General features: G+C 45.1%; 12 protein-coding genes. 10 read left to right on the top strand and 2 right to left on the bottom strand.

From position 1 onward, the window contains the following. Positions 1–65: 65 nt before the first annotated feature. The 9 genes from B5X68_RS07840 (at position 66) to B5X68_RS07795 (ending at position 19,109) form a co-directional block, all read left to right on the top strand. On the top strand, positions 66–4,316 hold the full coding sequence (locus tag B5X68_RS07840; protein WP_170916601.1) for a T9SS type A sorting domain-containing protein: 4,251 nt from the start codon (positions 66–68) through the stop codon (positions 4,314–4,316). Positions 4,317–4,598: 282 nt separating this feature from the next. Continuing rightward, a complete protein-coding gene (locus B5X68_RS07835; RefSeq protein WP_229208330.1) occupies positions 4,599–6,992 on the top strand; it encodes a beta-N-acetylhexosaminidase in 2,394 nt (797 codons plus the stop codon). Positions 6,993–7,235: 243 nt separating this feature from the next. After that, the gene (locus B5X68_RS07830; protein WP_082214157.1) at positions 7,236–10,451 is read left to right on the top strand and encodes a SusC/RagA family TonB-linked outer membrane protein; all 3,216 of its coding nucleotides are present in this window, start codon (positions 7,236–7,238) and stop codon (positions 10,449–10,451) included. Between the two features lie 40 nt (positions 10,452–10,491). Beyond that, a complete protein-coding gene (locus B5X68_RS07825) occupies positions 10,492–11,967 on the top strand; it encodes a RagB/SusD family nutrient uptake outer membrane protein (RefSeq protein WP_082214156.1) in 1,476 nt (491 codons plus the stop codon). A gap of 495 nt (positions 11,968–12,462) precedes the next feature. Further along, the gene (locus B5X68_RS07820) at positions 12,463–12,768 is read left to right on the top strand and encodes a helix-turn-helix domain-containing protein (protein ID WP_170916600.1); all 306 of its coding nucleotides are present in this window, start codon (positions 12,463–12,465) and stop codon (positions 12,766–12,768) included. After that, the gene (locus tag B5X68_RS07815; protein WP_082214155.1) at positions 12,765–13,991 is read left to right on the top strand and encodes a type II toxin-antitoxin system HipA family toxin; all 1,227 of its coding nucleotides are present in this window, start codon (positions 12,765–12,767) and stop codon (positions 13,989–13,991) included. Before B5X68_RS07820 ends, B5X68_RS07815 begins: the two co-directional genes overlap by 4 nt. 1,700 nt (positions 13,992–15,691) lie before the next feature. Next, complete coding sequence (locus B5X68_RS07805) at positions 15,692–16,204, top strand: RNA polymerase sigma factor (RefSeq protein WP_082214153.1); 513 nt, start codon at positions 15,692–15,694, stop codon at positions 16,202–16,204. 1 nt (position 16,205) lies between these two features. Next, complete coding sequence (locus B5X68_RS07800) at positions 16,206–16,841, top strand: hypothetical protein (protein ID WP_082214152.1); 636 nt, start codon at positions 16,206–16,208, stop codon at positions 16,839–16,841. A gap of 747 nt (positions 16,842–17,588) precedes the next feature. Next, positions 17,589–19,109 carry an IS1182 family transposase gene (locus tag B5X68_RS07795; protein ID WP_082214151.1) on the top strand — a complete coding sequence of 507 codons (1,521 nt, stop codon included), beginning with the start codon at positions 17,589–17,591 and terminating at the stop codon, positions 19,107–19,109. A gap of 148 nt (positions 19,110–19,257) precedes the next feature. Here the strand turns inward: B5X68_RS07795 and B5X68_RS07790 are convergent, their stop codons facing one another. After that, complete coding sequence (locus tag B5X68_RS07790) at positions 19,258–19,674, bottom strand: MerR family transcriptional regulator (RefSeq protein WP_082214150.1); 417 nt, start codon at positions 19,672–19,674, stop codon at positions 19,258–19,260. Between the two features lie 76 nt (positions 19,675–19,750). On the opposite strand from B5X68_RS07790, the gene B5X68_RS07785 reads away from it, so the two are divergent. Beyond that, complete coding sequence (locus B5X68_RS07785; protein WP_082214149.1) at positions 19,751–20,080, top strand: YnfA family protein; 330 nt, start codon at positions 19,751–19,753, stop codon at positions 20,078–20,080. A gap of 41 nt (positions 20,081–20,121) precedes the next feature. Here the strand turns inward: B5X68_RS07785 and B5X68_RS07780 are convergent, their stop codons facing one another. After that, positions 20,122–20,739: a thioredoxin family protein gene (locus tag B5X68_RS07780; RefSeq protein WP_082214148.1), complete on the bottom strand. Its 618-nt coding sequence runs from the start codon at positions 20,737–20,739 to the stop codon at positions 20,122–20,124. Positions 20,740–20,749: the final 10 nt, after the last annotated feature.

Here is a 20,749-nt window from a genome sequence, read left to right as displayed (position 1 = left end):
TACACCGTACGTTACCATCAGGTTACATTTATTATTTTTGGATAGACATTTATCCTCTATCCTGCATGCGTGAATTTTTACTTTCTGTTTCTTTCTGTTTTCTTTTTCTTGCAAAAATCTGCGCTCAAACGCCTTCCATCGAGATTAACACGCAAATGATGCCCGGAAGGGCTTGCGTGGATGCGCCATATCAGCTTCCCGTCGTCATTTCCGGGCGGTTTGATCTGGGTAACCAGTTTAAAGTCCAGGTGCGTTCTGCACAAACTGGTCAGGTGATAGCGGAGCTTCCCGCGACGCTGGCTGGTGATGTGCTGGAACTGAAATTCACCGATGCCCGACTTTACGACAATCCCAATGTATACCTGCGGATCCTCACTTCCTCTCCCAAAACCGAGACGCCGTGGCTTCAAAGCACTTTGGTGGTGTACAGCAAGGGAAATGTGGCACTGAGCCAGGCGGCGTTTTCTGATTCGGTAAATCTATATGATGATTACCGCGTGCGAATTTCAGGCTCGTCCACTTCCTATGGCTGGGCTACGCTCAACGACAGCTCCCGGATACAGCTCCTTACTTACGGCAAATTTGATTTTTTTAAGGACGTTATGATCGTGCAGGATGGCCCACTTAGGATTGTGCATGCTGAAAATGAATGTGGTGCCATGCAAATCTCGGGCTCGGTTAAGCCTGTTGTGAACAAAACTTCGATTAAAACATTGGCCGTCAATCCGCAGCTTGCCTGTGAAGGTGCTGAATTGATCATTGGGTTTTCGGTGTCCGGCTCTGCCTTACCTGCTCAAACCAAATACAAAATCCGTTTCTCCGATGTCAACTCCAATGATGCCAAACCCAAGTCCGTTGATGTCCCGGCACAATTAAAGGACGGTTTTTTGGTCGCCCGTTTCCCTGAAAACTTCAATGTTCAATATGCTCAGGAGTTTGTTGCACAAGTTGTCACGGATAATGCTGTTGCTTCTCAGTCCAACAGGTTCGTGGTCCGTACAAAACCGTCTGCCAGCTTCAACTCCGCTAGTCAGACGATCAGAATCGGCGATTTTACGGGAATCAATATTAACCTGACCGGTCTGCCTCCGTTCACGCTCACACTGAGCGACGGAACAACGCTGACTTCTCCCAATCAGGGACCTGCCCAGGTGAATTTGGGGCCAGACAAAACGACTGCATACACCATTAAGTCCCTGACAACGGGCTGTGGCAATGCGGCTTCCATCGGAAATAGTGTGTTAGAGATCAACGTGAATCCAGGCATCCGGTTTGCTGACGTGAATAAAAAACAGTCCTTCTGCGCGGGCTCGAAAGCGTCTGTAAAATACGTTTCCAATGCTGAATTAACACCGGCAACACAATTCTGGATTGAATTGACGGACGTCTACAATGATGCAAATAAGATCCGCATTCCAGCAACCCGTTCGGGAGATCAGCTGTTTTTTGATGCCCCGAATCGCCTAAGTGGTTTCTACGGCACGACGTCCAAAATCATTACAGCCAACCCTTCGATGGAATCTCCACCTTCGGGATGGATAGATATCCAAACGATGCCGACCCTGCTGCCTGTTGATTACAATATCTATAATTACGCTACACCTTCCAGTGTAAACTTCTCATACATTGCCCGCGGAGGCGGACCTTACGTTGTGGAAATGCCCGAAGGTGAAAAGATCAATCTGGAAGGCGACGGAACGCACAGCTACATTTTTTATCTCAAAGAAAACCGGGAGTTTCGGGTCAAATCGATATCCAACGGTTGTTTTAAAAATGAAAACCTGACCGCCAGGTCATACCGCATTACAGGTTCAGGAACCGAACCGGCAATTGCCCTGGAACCGCTCAAAGGTCCGGTCTGCTCGGGGGATAGTCTGGAAGTTAATTTTGAAAAATTCGGAAATTTCAATGCTGGAAATCAGTTTGAAATCCAGTTAATAACGGATTGTTGCGATTATAAAACCATTGCAACCGTTTCAAATCAGGGGAAATACAAAGTGAAAGTTTCTGCCAATTCTTTCAATAACGGAGCTGTTATCCGCGTTGCCTCCACCTCGCCGATCATGTTCAGCGAAACCCGCACTTTCGGCATTCAGCTGCTCCCGGAAAACAATCGTTTAGCCATAGAAGCCACGAAGGAAAATCCTTACGAGTCTATGCCCTATTATCCTTTTGAGACGCTCTATCTACCTGCCGACAAGGGTGTCGCTTCACGTGTGGAGTTTACAGAAAATGGTGAAAATAAGGTGTATTTGAATACGAGCGACCAGGGAACCTCCATTCCCATTAAACTGGTGGCAGGAAAGGTCAATGAATATGTGATCAAATCTGTCAGTAACGTGTGTGGAACGGTGCCACTTGACCTGAAAACCTACATTTACGCGGTCCCTTACCGGATCACCATCGAGCCAACGGGCAACGAAGGCCGTTACTGCATGGGTGGCCCTATTTCAATCCCTTTTGGTGTGGCAGATGCCATGTCCAAACCAGCTACGTTTTCCCTGCAAATCGCAAAAGACGATGGCTCGTTTGCATACACGACCATCGCTTCCACAGAAACCGCAAGGATTCTGACTGGCAAAATACCCGCCGCCATTGAAGCGGGCTATTACAGGCTTCGCGTGCTGTCCTCTGACGGTGTGGTTTCGCCCTCGCAAAACATCCTGATCGGGACTGCTCCTACTGCTCAACTGGGTTCCGGCGCTGATTCCGAACCTCTTGTGCTTAATCCGGGAGAGAATACAAACATTAAAGTTTCCCTGACCGGCGGTGCATTCTGGTGGGTGGTTTATGAAGATAATTCAAGGTATGCTTATTCCAATGCCGAGGAAATCAGGAGTTTAAACCCGATGAAGGGAGGCAAGTTTTTTGTAAAATCGATTTATAACTTTTGCGGCTACGGCACAGCTTTGGGTTCGGTGACGGCAAAGGTAAATCCGGGTTTGCAGGCCTCTAACAACGCAATGAATGTTTGTGAAGGAAGCACTGCGCCGGTTACGTATGCATTGGTGGGTGACGCTGATATTTCCGACGATTATATTCGTTTTGAGCTTGTAAACCTTGCAACCAATCAGGCCACGGTGCTCGATTCCACCAAAACGCTGTCCGGAACGCGTTTGGTAAAAATGCCGGAAACATTCCCGGATAACAGGTTTGAAATAAGGGTTGTGGTAAGAAAATACAGCTTATCGGCCACGCTGAATCTTGGCTTTTTACGCAAACCCAGCGCAATACTAAGCGGGAATACAACCATCAACAGCGGCGAAGAAACCTATATTATGGCCCAAATTACGACTGAAAGCGCCATGTCTGCCCAAGTAACGCTATCCGACGGCACCAAAAGTGACATTTATGGCGGACGAGGCGACCTGTCGTACATTCGCGTAAGTCCCAAGCAAACCACGACTTACACTATTGCTTCCATTCGCAATAGTTGCAGCACAGGTGTGGGCAGCGGGTCAGCGATTGTAGAAGTGAACCCTGTTTCGGCCCGAAGCGTTTCTGTTACCAATGTATTTACCCCGCAAGGCGGAGGTATTTGTGCAGGCAGCGAAATATCCGTTCTTTATGAACTGAAAGGGACTTTCACAACCGGCAACAAGTTCACAGTACAAATCTCCGATTCGACCGGCCGCAATTTTACTGACATTCAAACCAGCGGCAGCACAAGCCCGCTGAAAGCAACTGTCCCACTCAGCACACCCGACGGTCGCCTTTATCGGGTCAGGGTTGTGGCCTCGGATGCGGGCACAAGCAGCAGTGCATTTAAAGATGTGTACACAGTCGCAAAAAAATCAAAAGCACGTTTTTCAACTGAATCGGTTGTTTTCGATGGTTCCAATCCGCCGCACGTGCAAGTGCTATTGGAAGGAGGCGCACCCTGGACATTCCGGTATGGAACAGAATTCATGGCCCAAACGATTCAAACCAACAAACCTTCCTACGACCTTGAACTTTTCAACGCTGCCCCAGGTCAGATCTACCGGATCATTGCCGTAAACAATGCTTGCGGCAGCGGCGATATCGGCATCCCAGGCACAGTGCGCGTTGAAGTAATCACCGGCCCAACCGAACCTGCATCGACACAAAACGTTCGCATTTTTCCAAATCCAACACAAGATATCCTTATCCTGGAATTTAGCCAATCCGTCCCGCGCAGCATTGAGCTGTTTAATATTTCCGGGCGCAGCATGAAAAAATTGCAGGCGAAAAATCTTGAAGAACGCCTTGACATTAGCAAGCTACCCTCGGGAATCTACGTGATCGAGGTGATGCAGGGAGATAAGAAGACGGCTTACCGGATTTTGAAGGAGTAATTTCGGTTTGGTCTTTCTTAAATGTAGAAAGGCAATCAGCATGATGCTGGTTGCCTTTGCTGTTTCTAAACTTTGCGCTCGTGCTGTCTACGCCGCGATTGCGTTCAAATTCAACCAATTTCAACAAATCCTGTAAATAGTAAATCAATAACTTTCGTTTCCTTATTTTTTTATTTTAATTGCAGCTAGCTATCACTTATGTTGAAGCAGCAACGCGGCATGTTTAATCTTACTTTGTCGCACCTTTTATAAACCTGTTCCTAACCACTAAATTTTCCAGCCTTGAATAACCTTACATGCTTTCAGAAAGTACAAACATTCATCACTCAATTACAAGTAACTGACTGGTGGCTAAGGTCTTGCAACCCGCATCTTTATAGGATCAAATTTCTATCCAGGAATTTATTTTTGGCTTGTTGCCTTTCTCTTGCATTATCTCAAACAAATGCGCAAACCAAAACCTCACAGCCAACAATCTTAAAAAAAATCAATCCTAGCTCAGCCCTGCTCCCACTTCCGCAGCAACTGGAACTGACTGAAAAGTTGTTCACAATCAGCAAAAATTGGAAAATTGTAGCCGATCCGACGCTTGCCAAAGAGCAGACCACGAAGACCTTGCAAGAGGGATTAAAGGAAGCCGGCCTTTCCCTTTCCGTTACTGCTGGCAGCGCCGCTGGTACTTCACCCGCCATCCGGCTGGTGATTCAGAAAGGATCTGTCGAAATTGGCGCGAGTGTGGATACAAACCGGACAGCGCTGGCGCGACAGGCATATCGATTGAATTTGAAGCCGGAAGGCATTACCATTACAGCCAACGCTTCGCAGGGTTTGTATTACGGTGTTCAAACTTTTTTGCAGCTTTTAAGGTCGCAGGCGCCTAAAATGCGGGTTCCGGAGGGTGAGATTACGGACTGGCCTAATGTGGATGTGCGGATGATTTATTGGGATGATGCGCACCATTTGGAAAAAATGAGTGCTTTGAAGCGGATCATCAAGCAAGCCTCAACTTATAAGATCAATGCTTTTTCGATCAAACTGGAAGGACATTTTAATTACAAATCGGCTCCCGCGATAGTTGAACCTTTTGCGTTGTCTCCCGCTGAATATCAAGAGATCGCAGATTTCGCAAATGCACATTTTGTTGATCTTGTGCCATTTCTGGATGCGCCGGCGCACGTTTCGTTTATCCTGAAACATCCTGAATACCGTAAGCTACGGCTGATTGATGACATTAATTATCAATTTTCAGTGACTGATCCGGAAACATTTAAATTGCTGGACGCCATGTTCAGCGAACTTATCAATGCCAGCAAGGGCAGCAAATACATTATTCTTTCTAATGACGAAGCCTATTACACGGGCAAAGCGCCTTCGGAGAAGGCGATGGCGGATAGTCTGGGCGGAAATGGTCGGTTACTGGCTTGGTTTATCAAGAAACTGGCGGACAGGTTGCATGAGCAGGGCCGCACGGTTTTGTTTTGGGGTGAATTTCCTTTGCGGAAAGAGGACATTACCGCATTGCCCTCACACATTGTGAACGGCGTTTACAATAATGCAATTGCAGCGGAATACAAAAAGCATGGGATCAGGCAGTTCGTTTATACGGCCACGCAGGGCGCTGAGCCTATTTTCCCAAATTACTACCCGCTGCATACCAAGACTGCCGTCATGGCCGACGGAAGTGACCGCTCATCCGGCCGGGTGGCGGATATGATGAAGGAAATTAATACGGCTTTCACTGAAAATCTGTCTTCATTTGCAGGCGTGGTGATTGCGGGCTGGGCGGATGCCGGACTGCATCCTGAAACATTCTGGTTGGGTTATGCCACGGCAACGGCGGCTGGATGGAACAGCAAAAACCTGACTCCTGCGGATGCCTCGGCGCGATTTATGAATGCATTTTACGGACCCGCACAAAAGGATATGGACAGCGTTTACCACATCCTCAGCGAACAGGCGGAGTTCCATACAGAAAGCTGGGACTGGATCGCATCGCCCTGGCGGCCGATGATCAAAGGGAATTCAGACAGCTTGTTCTTACAGCCTGAAAGAGACCAGACATTACCCCTCCTGCCGGTGCCAGCAAACGGCTCGCTTGCGATTACAAACAAGACCTATCCTGTTAATCATGAACGACTTGCAACTGCCCAATCCATGCTGCCACGCAATGCAAATGCGCGTAAATTGATACAAGAAAACAAATCGCGCGCGGGATCGCAGCTTTACAATCTAGAAGTGCTGGAATCGGTTGCGGCGATTTGCGGCCAGAATTTGCGCATGTTGGTTGCCTTAAATAAAGTTACGGATTTGCTGCAACAAGCTTCGGCGGCCAGCAATCCTGTACAAGCCATTAAAAAGTTAGATGCGGCTATGGAAATGGTCAGCAAGCTAAAAACCCAGCGCGACAGCACGCTTGCTCTGGTTACAAAAACGTGGTATAAAGAATGGCAACCGCTGGTTATGGAAGCCAATGGACGCAAGTTTCTGCATCAGGTGGATGACATCAAAGACCACCAGCCGGTACGCACTACGGACCTTAGCTATCTGATTTACCGTGAATTGCATTATCCGCTGGATCAATGGTGGAATGATGTGAAGAAGGTTAGAAACGATTATGCGCAGCAACACCAGTTGCCTTTGATAAACAAGCAATTGAACTGGGAGCAATATAAATAACACACCGTTCCATCCAATATTTACCAACATTGAAAACAATGCTTCCCGACAAAACGTTTGGAAGCATTGTTGTTTCCCACACCTCGTATCCAGAATATTCCGTCAAAAGCTACGTTATCTTTCTTTTTATTCATATTATATTATTTTTTTCTTACGAAAAGACTTTACATTTGATAAAAACATTATATTTGTTTCGATACCTTTCGATTCAATCATTTCTAGACACCTTATCTTCCATAACCCATGGGAAAACAAATCTTTACCAACGGTTACAATTGCTTCCGCAACATGTGCGGATTGCCACCAGGAATACTTTTCAAAGTATTATTTCTGGTATTCTGTTGCGCCAACGCACAGGCTCAAACATCAGGCCGGGCCAACCTGGTCAATGTGAGCGGCCAAGTCACTGAAAAAGCGACTGGTCAGCCGCTGGTCGGCGTATCCATCCGGGTGAAGGGCGGCAACGACGGGGTTGTTTCCGATGCGAACGGTGCCTATAAAATTCAGGTGCCGGGAAACGGCACACTGCTTTTTACGTATATAGGTTACAGTGACATGGAAGAGCTCGTTGGAAACCGCTCAATCATTTCACCGCAACTCGAAGCCGGCGACAGAGCTCTGAATGAAGTCGTGGTTGTAGGTTACGGAAGCCAGCAAAAGCGCGAACTGACTGGTTCGATTGCGTCTGTAAGTTCCAAGCAGTTGCAGGATCGCGCTGTGGTTTCCTTTGGTGAAGCACTTGCCGGACAAATGGCCGGAGTGCAAGTGCAGCAGACTTCCGCTGCTCCGGGAGGCGGCATTTCTTTGAAAATACGCGGAACGGGTTCTATAACAGCAGGAAATCAGCCTTTATATGTGGTTGATGGTGTGCCATTGGACAACTCGGTAAGCAATGCATCTGCCCAAGGTGGAGATATTGGAGATCAATCGCCTGTTAACCCGCTGGCGAGCATTAACCCTGGCGATATCCAGTCAATTGACGTTTTGAAAGATGCATCTGCTACATCCATTTACGGTTCCCGCGGATCGAATGGTGTGGTTTTGATTACAACGAAGACGGGAGCGGCCGGTAAGTCGCAGATCAGCCTGAACGCCAGCTATGGTTTCCAGGAAGTTGCGAAAAAAGTAGGAATCATGAGCAACCAGCAATATGCGCAGCGTTCAATCGACCAGCGAAATACCGACTGGGTGCGTGCCGGCGGAAAAGCGACCGACCCCAATTCAGCAAGAAGCGGACCGCAATATAAAATACCAGAAGAATTCAAAAACGCGGCTTCCCTCCCATTCACCGACTGGCAGGACCTGCTTTATCGCCGCGCGCCGATGCAAAACTATCAGCTGTCAGCTTCGGGCGGAACGGAAAATGCGCGTTACTATCTGTCCGGTAATTACCAAAATCAGGAAGGGATCGTAATCAACTCCGGCTTCAAGAAATATGCATTTCGTTTGAATGTGGATGCGAAGGTTTCAGATAAGGTAAAAGTCGGTTTCCGTGTGGCGCCATCTTATACCAATAACCGCATAGCAACTACGGGCGGGATTCAGGATTACGGTGCGGTAGCCACAACGGTGATGTCGGTTCCCGGCTTATATCCAGCCCGGAATGCAGACGGCACCTATGCGACCTCTTACTTGCTGCATTATGATGATGGTACCACGCAAAACATCATTTACAACAACGCGCTGACATTTGGTGAGGGCATTAAGAACACGATGAACCAGTTCAGCACAGTCGGCAGCTTGTTTACGACGGTTGATATTTTGAAAAACCTTCAATTCAAAACAAGCATCAACGCGGACGTCAACACATTCAGCAACAACAAGTTTTCGCCTTCCTTTATCAGTGTTAATCCATCTTTTGGCCGTTCCTATGCGGCAACCAACATCAGCTGGATCAATGAGAACACGTTGACTTACGACAATAGTTTCGCCGAGCGTCACCATTTAAATGTACTCGTGGGTTTGACAGAACAAAAATCGAGCTTCAACTCGACGGCGGTCAATGCAAATTCATTCCCCAACGACCTTGTGCCGACATTGAATGCAGGGATCGTAACGGGCGGCAGCTCAATCCGTTCGCAATGGACATTGCTTTCATTATTAAGCCGTGCGACTTACAATCTGGATGAAAAATATTTCCTAACCGCAACATTCCGCCGCGATGGCTCCTCCCGCTTTGGTTCGGACAACAAATGGGGGAACTTCCCTTCGGCTTCGGTCGGCTGGCGCATAGGTCAGGAGAAATTCTTGGCTGATGTAAATGCCCTGAGTGAATTGAAGCTGCGCGCAAGTTATGGTTTGATTGGCAACAACCAGATTCCTGACTATGCATCGGTTGGGTTGATTTATGGCAGCAATTACATTCTTGGCTCGGGCGATGGTTCTATCGCCAGCGGTTTGGCGCAGGGCTCATTAGGCAATGCAAATTTGGGATGGGAAAAAGCCAAGGAGTTTGACTTAGGGCTTGATCTGGGACTTTTCCAAAACCGGATTTTCCTGAATGTGGATTACTACAACAAGCTGACTTCTGACCTGCTACTGAATGTTCCTGTGCCACTTTCAACGGGTTATGAAACAGCATTGCGCAATTTGGGAAGTCTTCGCAATAAAGGACTTGAACTTGCATTGGAAACCAGAAATTTTAAGACGGATAGGTTTACGTGGAATACCAATGCCAACATTTCTTTTAACAGAAACAAAGTAGAATCGCTTGGTGCAGGCGGCACGCCGATCATTGTTGCCAACCGCGCTCAGGAGAACTCTTTGACGCACATTACACAGATCGGCAGTCCGTTGGGAAGCTATTATGGCTACATTTTTGACGGTGTTTATAACACAGTCGACGAAGTGAACGCGTCAGCGCATTTACCCAACACCTACGCAGGCGATGCGAAATTCAGGGACCTGAACAACGACGGCGTGATCAACGATTCTGACAAAACCATTATCGGAAACAACCTGCCAAAGTTCACTTACGGGATGACGAACAGCTTCACATACGGAAACCTGGACTTTGGATTTTCGCTCCAAGGTGTTCAGGATGTGGAAGTGATGAACCTGACAAAACGCAGCGCTTACCGCAACAACGGAACAATTTCCGTTAATTACTGGCGGTCGCCGGAAGAGCCGGGTGATGGCAGAACATTTGGCGCGGGCAGCTCGGCCAATAACCGTACGATTTCATCCTATCTGGTAGATGACGCCTCATTCCTGCGCATCAGAAACGTGACGATCGGTTACCGTCTTGGCAAAGTACTTAACGGGTCAATCCTGAAAAATGCGCGGGTTTACATGAACATTCAGAACCTGCACACCTTTACCAAATATTCAGGCTACAACCCAGAGGTGAATACAACCGAAGGCGATCCATGGATTTCTTCTGCGCTTACGCCGGGCATCGACTATGGCACTTACCCGATGGCCAGAACGATTGTATTTGGCCTTAACCTTGGTTTCTGATCCTAATTAACCCAGATCAAACTTTTAACATTGATTTATTATGATCTCAAAAAATATAAAAATAGCTGTCGCCCTGGTTATCCTGGCATTTACGGGAACGTCCTGTGAAGATTTCCTGGAATCCAAACCCATTTCCCAAGTCGGCGAAACGGATTTCTTCAAAACCGAATCCGACTTTAATCAGGCACTGGTGGGTGCATATTCTGCTTTCTCACAGGTTTATTCAGGCAATGGATATTATTCCTTGCTGGTAGACCTTCGCTCTGATAACACCACTGAGCTCACTGCCGGCGGGGATGGCAATGATGCAAAAAGAAACATTGATGAATTCCGTGAAACGACCGATAATGAGCATTTAACTGCATTCTGGCAAACGAGCTACAACCTCATCGCGAGATGCAACAGTATTCTTACCAAAATCGACGGTTCAACTGTTTCAGAAAACCTGAAATCACAATACATCGGAGAAGCGCTTACGCTGCGCGCATTGGGCTATTTTAACCTTGTCCGCTTGTACGGAGGCGTTCCCTTGGTGACTGAGCCCGTAACGGATATTGACGCCAGTTATGAAGTGGGCCGTTCCTCGGTTCAGGAGGTGTATGCGCAGATCGAAGCGGATCTGGTGAAAGCCGAAGGATTGCTGCCTGTTTCTTACGATGAATCTGCCGTGGGAAGAGCAACAAAAGGAGTTGCGCAAAGTTTGCTTGGACAAGTTTATTTGACCCAGAAAAAATACGCCGAAGCAGCTGCTGAACTCAAAAAAGTAGTTACGTCGGGCACTTACAGCCTTTTGCCTGTTTATGCGGATCTTTACAAAGCCGGTCAGCAAGGAAATCCCGAAGCGATCTGGCAGGCGCAATACAAAGGCGCAGCCAATGGTCTAGGTTCAAACCTTCCCAATCACTTTGCCCCAACCGGTTCAGAAGGCATCACCATTACATCCGGCGGGGCTTACGGTTTTAACCAGCCCACGGATGACATTGCTGCGGCCTATTCAAAAGGCGATGTACGCCGTAACAACATTGCCGACGGCTATCAGAACGGAACTGCTTTTGTCGCGGCCAAATACATCCGCGGTTATGTGGAGCGCGAAACAGGCGGCGGTTACGCGGATTCGGGAGCAGATTGGTATGTGATTCGCTACGCCGACATCTTGTTGCAATATGCAGAGGCGTTAAATGAAGCAAACAAAGGCCCTAACGCCGACGCCTATGCGGCAATTAACCAAGTAAGAACGCGTGCAAAACTCCCCAATCTGAGCGGCCTGACTTATGAAACATTCAAAACAGCCGTTTACAACGAGGAGCGACTGGAATCACCATTCGAAGGGCACCGCTGGTTCGATCTCCTGCGCACAGACCGCGCATTAACGGTTATGAATGCAAAAGTTTCCGGCGGAGGCAAAAGCACAGTAGGAATTTCAACGCCAATCAAGTCTTACCAGCTCCTGTACCCAATCCCGGCCATCGCAGTGATTACAAGCTCGCCCGCAATTGTGCAGAATGAGGGTTATTAAAGAAGTATAAGATTAAAAAGCGTCTGATCATGGAAAGGTGTCAGACGCTTTTTTTTAAGGTAATTTTTTGGTGGTCTTTTGTTCTCTATTTTCCCCGATACAATATGTATTATTCATTCATAATCAATGGTTTGGATACATCTAGGTACAAAAAGGGTACAAACTGGCAATTTATGAGTAAAAAGTTTCCAATTTGTTGCCTGTCATTTTTGGACTTGCACATATTGAACAAGTACTCTTGAATATGGATGATGCCTTCATAAAACATCTGTACTCACCTCAAAAGTAACGATTTTGTGTGTTATGCTCCACTGGTCAATTTTACATAAATCTGGCGGTGCAACTACCGAGGAATTCTCGGCAGTTGAAGTTGGAATGTAGGGTGTAAAGTGTTGCGCTTTAAACCATCTAAGTAAGGCATTTTTCGATTTTAATTAGCTATATTTGTGATACAATGGTATTAATTATTAGGTGATAAAACCTATAAGTACTACAATGATATCACTTATATCGCCATCAAAGGCGCTTCGTAAGCTTGCAGAAAATGTGAGATCCAGGCGCCTGAGCGCAGGCCTTACTCAGGAAGGTCTGGCGGAGCGTTCAGGCGTTGCACTACCAACTTTAAGAAAATTTGAGCAGAAAGGGGTCATCTCTTTAGAATCATTCCTTAGGCTCCTTTTGGTAGTAGGAGGCATCGAGGAAGTGATTGAGGCTGTTAAGCCTGTAAAACCAACTTTCTCTTCAATCGATGAAGTGTTGAAAGAAGAGACTTCAATCCGTAAACGAGGTCGTCGCAAATGAAACGACTGATCACAGAACTCAAAGTAAGATTGGATTTCGGCAGCGAAATTCTTCCGGTTGGGCGTTTGGCTATTCGCGACCACACCGTTTATTTTGAATATGAGGCCTCATTCATTCAAAGAAGGTTGGAGATTTCTCCTTTACGATTGCCTCTCAAAACAGGCGTTACCGCTTTTGAAACAAGACCTTTCGAAGGATTGGCGGGTGTTTTTAGCGATAGCCTACCCGATGGTTGGGGGCGTTTATTATTTGACCGCCTTTTGCGTTCTCAAAACATATTGTCGTCCGATATTACTCCACTGGATCGTTTGGCACATGTGGGATTTCACGGAATGGGGGCCTTAGTCTATGAACCGGATTATAGTCCGTCTGATATAGAGGATAGCTTTATTAATCTGGATCAACTTGCTCAGCAAGCCGGTGAAGTTCTTACAGGAACTTCAGAAGAGATCATTCAGGAGCTACTTTCTTTAAATGGATCATCTGCCGGGGCAAGACCCAAAGCACTCATAGGGGTTGATGAGACCCGTCAGAATATAACCCATGGTGCAAAGCAACTCGCCGATGGATTTGAGCCCTGGCTGATCAAGTTCCCGAATTCTCAGGACGGACTTGATTCCGGCGCTATTGAATACATTTATGCCCTGATGGCAAAAGAGGCAGGCGTTGTAATGTCAGAAGCTCATTTATTTGCAGCTAGCAAAGGATGCGGATATTTTGCGGCAAAACGCTTTGACCGGAATGGTACAAAACGATACCACATGCATACGGTAAGCGGGTTATTGCATAGTGATTTTCGGGCACCATCATTAGATTATGAAGATTTACTGACGCTTACTGGTCAGCTTACGAAAGACATCCGTGAGGTTGAGAAAATGTATAGACTAGCTGTATTCAATGTCCTGGCCCATAACCGTGATGACCATGCCAAGAACTTCAGTTTTCTGATGGATAATAAAGGGGAATGGAAGTTATCGCCAGCTTATGATTTGACGTTTTCTAATGGCCCAGGGGGAGAACAAAGCACAATGGTAATGGGAGAGGGAAGAAATCCCAGCGACAAGCAGCTTATAAAGCTAGGTATTGAAGCGGGTTTATCTAAAGCTCTTGTAGATGGAATTATTGCACAAACAAAGGCCGCCCTGGGGCAGTGGAAAACCTTGGCAAAAGAATACGGTATTAGTCAGGCAAATATAGATTTGATAAATAAAAGGCTGGCATGAAATGGATGGTATACATTTCATGCCTTTGTTAATGTACTCACGTTTGAGAAGCCCATACTATTCCATTTCAATTCGCTATAACAGGCTATCTAAATAGTCAGCATAATGTTTATTTCCAATTCTGCAACGGCCGTTGCAGAATTGGAAATAGTTAACCCTTTTGCCATAAGTGCCCTCGCATGCTGCTGAAATACGTTGTCGGAAATACTACATCAAAGATCCAGATCTGCTGCTAAACTAATGTTGGGAACTTACCCCTCTGCTATGTTTCTCCCATCTAGTTCAACGGTTATGTCCGAGCTGAATGTGTTTGAGTTGACATAACACCTGTTATATAACAAAATATTATTTGGTTTGAAAGTGTCTCGGAGCGCACCATGTCGCCCATCAATCCAGGCGTTCAATTGTAGTCTGAATGCTGTTGCTGATCCGGTAAACATACTAACTTAGAAAGATGACCCTCCTCAAAAGCGAAGCTCTCCTGCTCGTATGTGACGTTAAAATCGTTTGCGAAGGCAGCTATATACTACTTGGCACAAGAAGGTAACGACGGGCGAATGCCCTAAACGTGAGCTTTTTAAGGAAGAAGTCAATCCCTAGTGTAAATACTCTTAGGCTTTCTCATACCCTGAACTGCTCCTCGCAAGTGAAAGAGCGTTTCAACCTCCTAACTGTCCCTGCGGCTTGCGCTGTACCCTTAGGGTTCGGTCAATACCGGGTTTAATTATGTTACAATTTAGCTAATTTCTCGGTAAGCGCCTCTGTTGCGTACATGTGCCGCTTTTCCATATGTTGCTACTCTTCAAGGTAGTTCAAGGTAAACCTAGTTAACTCCTTAGCATTTGCAAGTAATGCAGCGGTTCTAGTAATTGGATCAGCGTTAACAAGCCTAGATTCTTGCATCCTGCCTTGATGCTTAATTGATAAATAGAGAATACCATTGCTATCATGGTAATAAAGAAGTGGTCTAGCAACATTGAGCCAAGTCTTATGCCTATTGAAATCTGTTTGTCGTTGATAATTGTTGTCATTGAGGAATTGACTCATAAGGGTTTTGGAAATGTCAAAATTTACTACTTCCAATTGTGCAACAGCGGTTGCACAATTGGTTGGTGCCCATACTACAAGTTAAACTTGGATTTGCATTAATGCTGATGCTACACCGCATTTAGGTAACTGATTACTATCAAAATGGCGCAGGCGGGATTAATCACATTACGATTGCAGATATTTTCGAAACGCTTTTATTCCTAGCCTTAGAAATGTCACTAACAGGTACAGCATGTATGCTCCTGCCGCTATAAAAATGATGTTCGCAGCAATGCCAAGCACTATTGGTCCAGTTGGTCCTATATAATCATTCATCATACCTTATCTTTTGTTTCAACCTAAGATATAATATTTTCTAACAAGCAAGGTACCTATCATCATTTTTTGCTTTCTAACGTGGTCTGGTTATCTGTTCTAAACCTAAAACATCTAAACCGGGGCAAGGCCAATTCTTTGCGCAGAAGTATGTTCAGTTGGGATGCATGGTTTAACATGCCTCATATTGTACAAAAGGTGTTTCAGGTAAAGGTTTTAGATTTGCCGTTTTAACATCGCAAAATAAATTACTCCAAATCTGTGATTTATTCAGCGGTGCTGCGAATAATTGTTTAAACATGCAGTAATTTCCTTAGCCATAAAAAGCATTTCAAATGCCATTTCACCGCGATACCGCCAATTTCCTCACTGTAATCGAGCTTAATAAAGGTATCATCTATAAAGTGGCGAATGCATACTGCAAAAATAGTGAAAACAGAAAAGACCTTGTTCAGGAAATTGCTGTGCAGCTATGGCAAGCATTTCCGAATTATAACAATCAATTTAAACTCACGACTTGGGTATACCGTATAGCCCTAAACGTTTCAATTTCTTTTTACCGAAAGGAATCACGCTACGGTAGACGTCATAACCCACTAACAGATGATATCATTGGCTTAATCACTGAGGATGAACAATTGGACCTTGAATCTGATCTATCCATGCTGCATAACTTCATTCGGGAGCTCAAAGAGTTTGACCGCGCAGTAATTTTGTTATATCTGGAAGCCCATAGCCAGCAGGAGATAGCTGATATTTTAGGCATCACTCCATCTAATGTTTCAACTAGGATAGCCAGGATAAAACAGCAGCTTAAACAAAAATTTGCCTCATCAAAATATCAGTAATATGCAGGAATCTGAATTAATTGCACTATGGCAGTCCTATAATCAAAAATTGGAAGAGAATTTGGTACTGAACCGGCAGAATGCCAGTGCTATCACACTTATCAAAGTCAAATCGTTGATCAGCTCGATGGTCCCGATGAAAATCTTTGTAATTATTACCACCTCTATTTGGGTCACATTCTTAGTAATCGTGCTTTATCGTACTTTCGCTTATGCAAGTCCATTCTTCTGGTTCTCAATCGCTACCCATGCAATATTGGTTACTGTTGTCATTGCGATATATGTATATCAGGTTGTTTTGATATACCAGACAGACCTGAATGAAGCACTCCTAAAAACACAATATAGGCTGGCTTCCTTAAAGAGTTCAACGTTATGGATTTATAAGCTCATGTTTTTGCATGCCCCAGTATGGACAACTTTTACCATCCAGCAAAGGATGTTCAGCAATCCGGCCTGGTTAACAGCCCAGATCATTGTATCGCTTGTTTTCCTGACAATAGCACTATGGCTTTTCGTTAACATTAAATACGAGAACCGCGGCAAAAAGTGGTTTCGCATGATTTTTAACGGAAGGGATTGGGATCCTATGATCAAATCATTTGAAATGCTCAGACAAATCAAAGGTTATGATTAGGGTAAAATCCAAACTGCTACATAAATGAATTAACCAGCAATTATTGTCCAGGCTTACAGGTGTCCTAAATGTGGATTGTATAGTTGAGATAAGACTTTTACTAATCTGACCGGAACCGGTAGACTCATCAATAACAAGCATCCGCGCTGATCGCTTTTTTTTAAAATCGGGGTTTTGCCTTTCATTCTGACTCGAAGCTGATAATATATCCTAGCATAAAAGATCACTGGGATTTAATAGTTGCCACAAGATCTTGGACTGGAAGTAGAAGGTTTCACTACGTCGATTGTGTGACACTTGACCTCATTTAGCCAGATTTCATGATGTTTCAGTAAACTCGTTGTGGACTTGATACCTTTAAGTGGACACTGAGTTAAGGGAACTTTTGTAACTTAACACTTATGCCTGGAGAAAGAAGAATATTTGACAAGGAGTTCAAACTGATGAGCGTTGTGTCAACATCTACTAGGATTAACTTTGGTCAATTATTTTTCATTCTATAATTGACAACCTATTTCCAGGATCGGACAAACGGTCAACACCTTTCAGGACGGGTCACTTGTCTAAGAGTACAAACTAAGGTGTATCCCGAGTACTAATCTGTAAAATAATTGGGCTTCTGCTGGTCAAATCACACAATCTTCGGTCTAAACCATTCTACAATTTAACCACCGTGGCCGTTGCAGAACTCAGTGAAAAGTAGGTGAAGTCACTTCCATAACTGCTTGGATTTTTGTATCTTCAGGAATGCAAGGAAGAAAAAATTACTTCGAAAAACTGTTCATGAACTTCCAGTTATCCGAGCGGATTCCAAAGGACAATTTTTACAGGAAGCTCAAAGAGACGCTCGATTTACAGTTTCTATACAACGACACGCGCGAGCTGTACGGCAAAACCGGTAATCCTTCAATCGATCCGGTTGTGTTCTTCAAATTAATGCTGACTGGATATCTGGAAAACATCACATCTGATCGTCGCTTGATGGAGCACTGCTCAATGCGTATGGATATTCTTTACTTTTTGGGATATGACATAGATGAGCAGCTGCCCTGGCATTCGACAATCAGTCGCACTCGCCAGCTGTATCCTGGTGCTGCTTTTGAAAGTTTATTTAATAAGGTCTTTACCTTGTGTGTTAATAAAGGTATGGTCAGTGGACATACCCAGGCCATGGATTCTGCTCCGGTTAAAGCAAACGCTTCAATGGAGAGTCTTGAACTAAAAAGACCTTTTCAATCTATTGAAAGGCACTTTGAAGCAGTAGATACGGAAAACCAAGAGCCAGTAATCACTGCCGTACCTTCGACAGTGGGGTTGATCACTGCTCCACAGCATCATTTGAATCGTGTGAAACATGTCCACGATAAACTGCGTCAAAATCCGGTCGGAGCCAGCGGCGCTTCTCATAAGAAAGCTCAGTTATTTAGTAATACAACGCATTATAACCCGCATGACCCGGATGCTCGTATTTCAGTAAAGCCTGGCAAAGCAAGAAAACTTAACTATCACTGCAGTATGGCCGTAGATACTGCTCAGGGTGTAATCAGCCATATACAGGCCGACTTTGCAGATGGAAGAGACAGTCAGTATCTGCCAGCAATGACTGTGCAAATTCAAAAACGACTGAAAGCGAATGAGCTTTGTATGACAGAGTTGTTAGCAGATGCGGGATACTCCAATGGTTTTAATTATGAGTTCTTGGAACTGAGGAATATTACACCCTGGATCCCTGTTTTTGGTAAGTACAAACCTGAAAGGGAATGGGTTACCTATGATAGAAAAGAAGACGTCTTTACCTGTGCCATGGGTAAGACAATCCCTTTTAAGGGCTTCGATCGATCCGCAGACGGAAAGCCAATAAAAAATTACCGAGCTTCAAAAAGAGATTGCATCCCCTGTGTTCTAAAAGAATCCTGTACGCCTAAGTCCCTATTTAAAAGAATTTTCACGACAGCTTATGAAGATTATTACCATAGAGCTTATGAAAGACAACTAAGCAGGCGCGGGAAACGGATGAAACAAGTCCGGCAAAGTACGGTAGAGCCGGTCTTTGGAAGCCTGGTCCATCATTACGGATTAAGTAAAATTAATGTTTTGGGAAAAGCCGCGGCACATAAGGTGATGCTGATGGCAGCGACCTGCTTCAACCTCAAAAAGTACCTCAAAACATTTAAAAGGAAATTGGCAAATAGTGCAGCAATGGATACCATGGCGCACTTAACCGGCGCATTGTTTACGCCCTCGATTGCTTTTACGCCGAATTTTTAGAATTCCCAGAAGTTAGCACTAATAATTCCCAAGACTTAAATTGTCAGATTAGTTCTGCAACGGCCACCACCGTTTCTTTTTAGCTTCACCAGCATAGATATAATCTATGATCCGCCAATAATGCAGGGATGTTATCATTGGGAAAGTTTCACCTATCTGCAATCAAATCGGTTACCAGCATAGGACAATTATAATCAGAGAAATTAGGAGTGCATTTTTGCAGGCATTTGTCTACACCATTAATCATGATTTTCTTAATTGCTTCCAAATCATTGATTTTCTGATCTATCAAAGAGACCTTTTCAAGGATCTTCTCAGAGACATTTCCACATGATGCCTGGTTATTCTCGATCATATCCAGGAATTCAGCTGCTTCATTCAGTGTAAAACCAAATCCTTTAATACGTTTGATCTGCAAAAGCCTTTGCAATGTACCCTGGGAGTACTCTTTATAATTATTAAAGCGACGTTCCTTACGACCCACTGCGATAAGCCCCTGTTTTTCGTAAAAACGGATGGTATCCCTGGATAACCCGGCTTGTTTTGATAATTCTCCGATCAGCATAATATATTTGATTTGGTTATTGACCGTGGACTATACTCCACTGTTTAGCTTTACAATTTAAACAACAACATTAAGAATGGTCGTCATAAAATCTTTACTGGTCTTCATTTTGGCCGGGCTTTGTGAAATTGGAGGGGGATACCTGGTTTGGTTGTGGCTCAAAGAGGATAAGCCGGTTTGGTATGGCATCGTGGGTGGGATCATCCTGGCTTTATACGGTGTGGTCGCTACGTTTCAACCAGCTGGCTTTGGCCGGGTTTATGCCACATATGGCGGTATCTTCATTGTGATGGCCCTGATCTGGGCTTGGCAGGTCGATGGGTTTAGGCCAGACAAATACGATCTGATTGGAGCTGCCATTGCCCTGGTTGGCGTTTGCATCATTTATTATGCACCCCGGCAGTAAATACAAAAACAAAGAGCGCCCCTAAATCGGGGCGCCCTGGTTTATGCCTTCTTCCATTTAATTCCACAGCCAATCGCTTTTGCGGTTGGAACAGCCACTGGCTGACCAGCTAGCAGTTCATTGACAGCATTTTGAACATATTTCTGGCTTGCCTGCCCTCCATCCTGGGCATTGTTATCGATTGCGCCAATATACTTGATAACAAAATCGCTTCCCTGACGCTGGACTACGAAAACGGTAGGGGTATGTGTAGCACCAAATGTTTTAGCTACCTGCTGGGTTTCATCAATCAAATAAGGGAAACCGTACTTTTTATCAGCTGAACGCTTTTTCATAGCTTCATAGCTGTCACCGGGTGAAAGCTGCCCGTCATTGGCATTGATGGCAATGACCGGGTAGCCTTTGGAGGCAAACTGCTTATCCAAATCAATCACCCGCTGCTCATAAGCCTGGGCGACCGGGCAAGTATTGCATGTAAAAACCAGTACATACCCTTTCGCGGTTTTATCAGAACCCAGTGAGATGGTCTTTCCATCCACATTTTTTAGAGAAAAGTCCATGGCTTTATCCCCTACCTGGTAACCAGGCTGTAAAACTGAAAAGGCGCTAACTGCCAAGAATGTCGCGGTCACCGCGCATAAAAAAAATGCTGTTTTCATGTCTTTTATC

Origin of the sequence: Dyadobacter psychrophilus, assembly GCF_900167945.1 — a bacterium.
Taxonomy (GTDB): domain Bacteria; phylum Bacteroidota; class Bacteroidia; order Cytophagales; family Spirosomataceae; genus Dyadobacter; species Dyadobacter psychrophilus.
Note: the sequence above shows the minus strand (reverse complement) of the source record. Positions and strands in the feature narration are given on the sequence as shown.

Excerpts from the sequence above, each read along its gene's own strand:
- B5X68_RS07840 (WP_170916601.1), top strand. The coding sequence starts at position 66 with ATGCGTGAATTTTTACTTTCTGTTTCTTTCTGTTTTCTTTTTCTTGCA.
- B5X68_RS07830 (WP_082214157.1), top strand. The coding sequence starts at position 7,236 with ATGGGAAAACAAATCTTTACCAACGGTTACAATTGCTTCCGCAACATG.
- B5X68_RS07825 (WP_082214156.1), top strand. The coding sequence starts at position 10,492 with ATGATCTCAAAAAATATAAAAATAGCTGTCGCCCTGGTTATCCTGGCA.
- B5X68_RS07820 (WP_170916600.1), top strand. The coding sequence starts at position 12,463 with ATGATATCACTTATATCGCCATCAAAGGCGCTTCGTAAGCTTGCAGAA.
- B5X68_RS07815 (WP_082214155.1), top strand. The coding sequence starts at position 12,765 with ATGAAACGACTGATCACAGAACTCAAAGTAAGATTGGATTTCGGCAGC.
- B5X68_RS07805 (WP_082214153.1), top strand. The coding sequence starts at position 15,692 with ATGCCATTTCACCGCGATACCGCCAATTTCCTCACTGTAATCGAGCTT.
- B5X68_RS07800 (WP_082214152.1), top strand. The coding sequence starts at position 16,206 with ATGCAGGAATCTGAATTAATTGCACTATGGCAGTCCTATAATCAAAAA.
- B5X68_RS07795 (WP_082214151.1), top strand. The coding sequence starts at position 17,589 with ATGCAAGGAAGAAAAAATTACTTCGAAAAACTGTTCATGAACTTCCAG.
- B5X68_RS07790 (WP_082214150.1), bottom strand. The coding sequence starts at position 19,674 with ATGCTGATCGGAGAATTATCAAAACAAGCCGGGTTATCCAGGGATACC.
- B5X68_RS07785 (WP_082214149.1), top strand. The coding sequence starts at position 19,751 with ATGGTCGTCATAAAATCTTTACTGGTCTTCATTTTGGCCGGGCTTTGT.
- B5X68_RS07780 (WP_082214148.1), bottom strand. The coding sequence starts at position 20,739 with ATGAAAACAGCATTTTTTTTATGCGCGGTGACCGCGACATTCTTGGCA.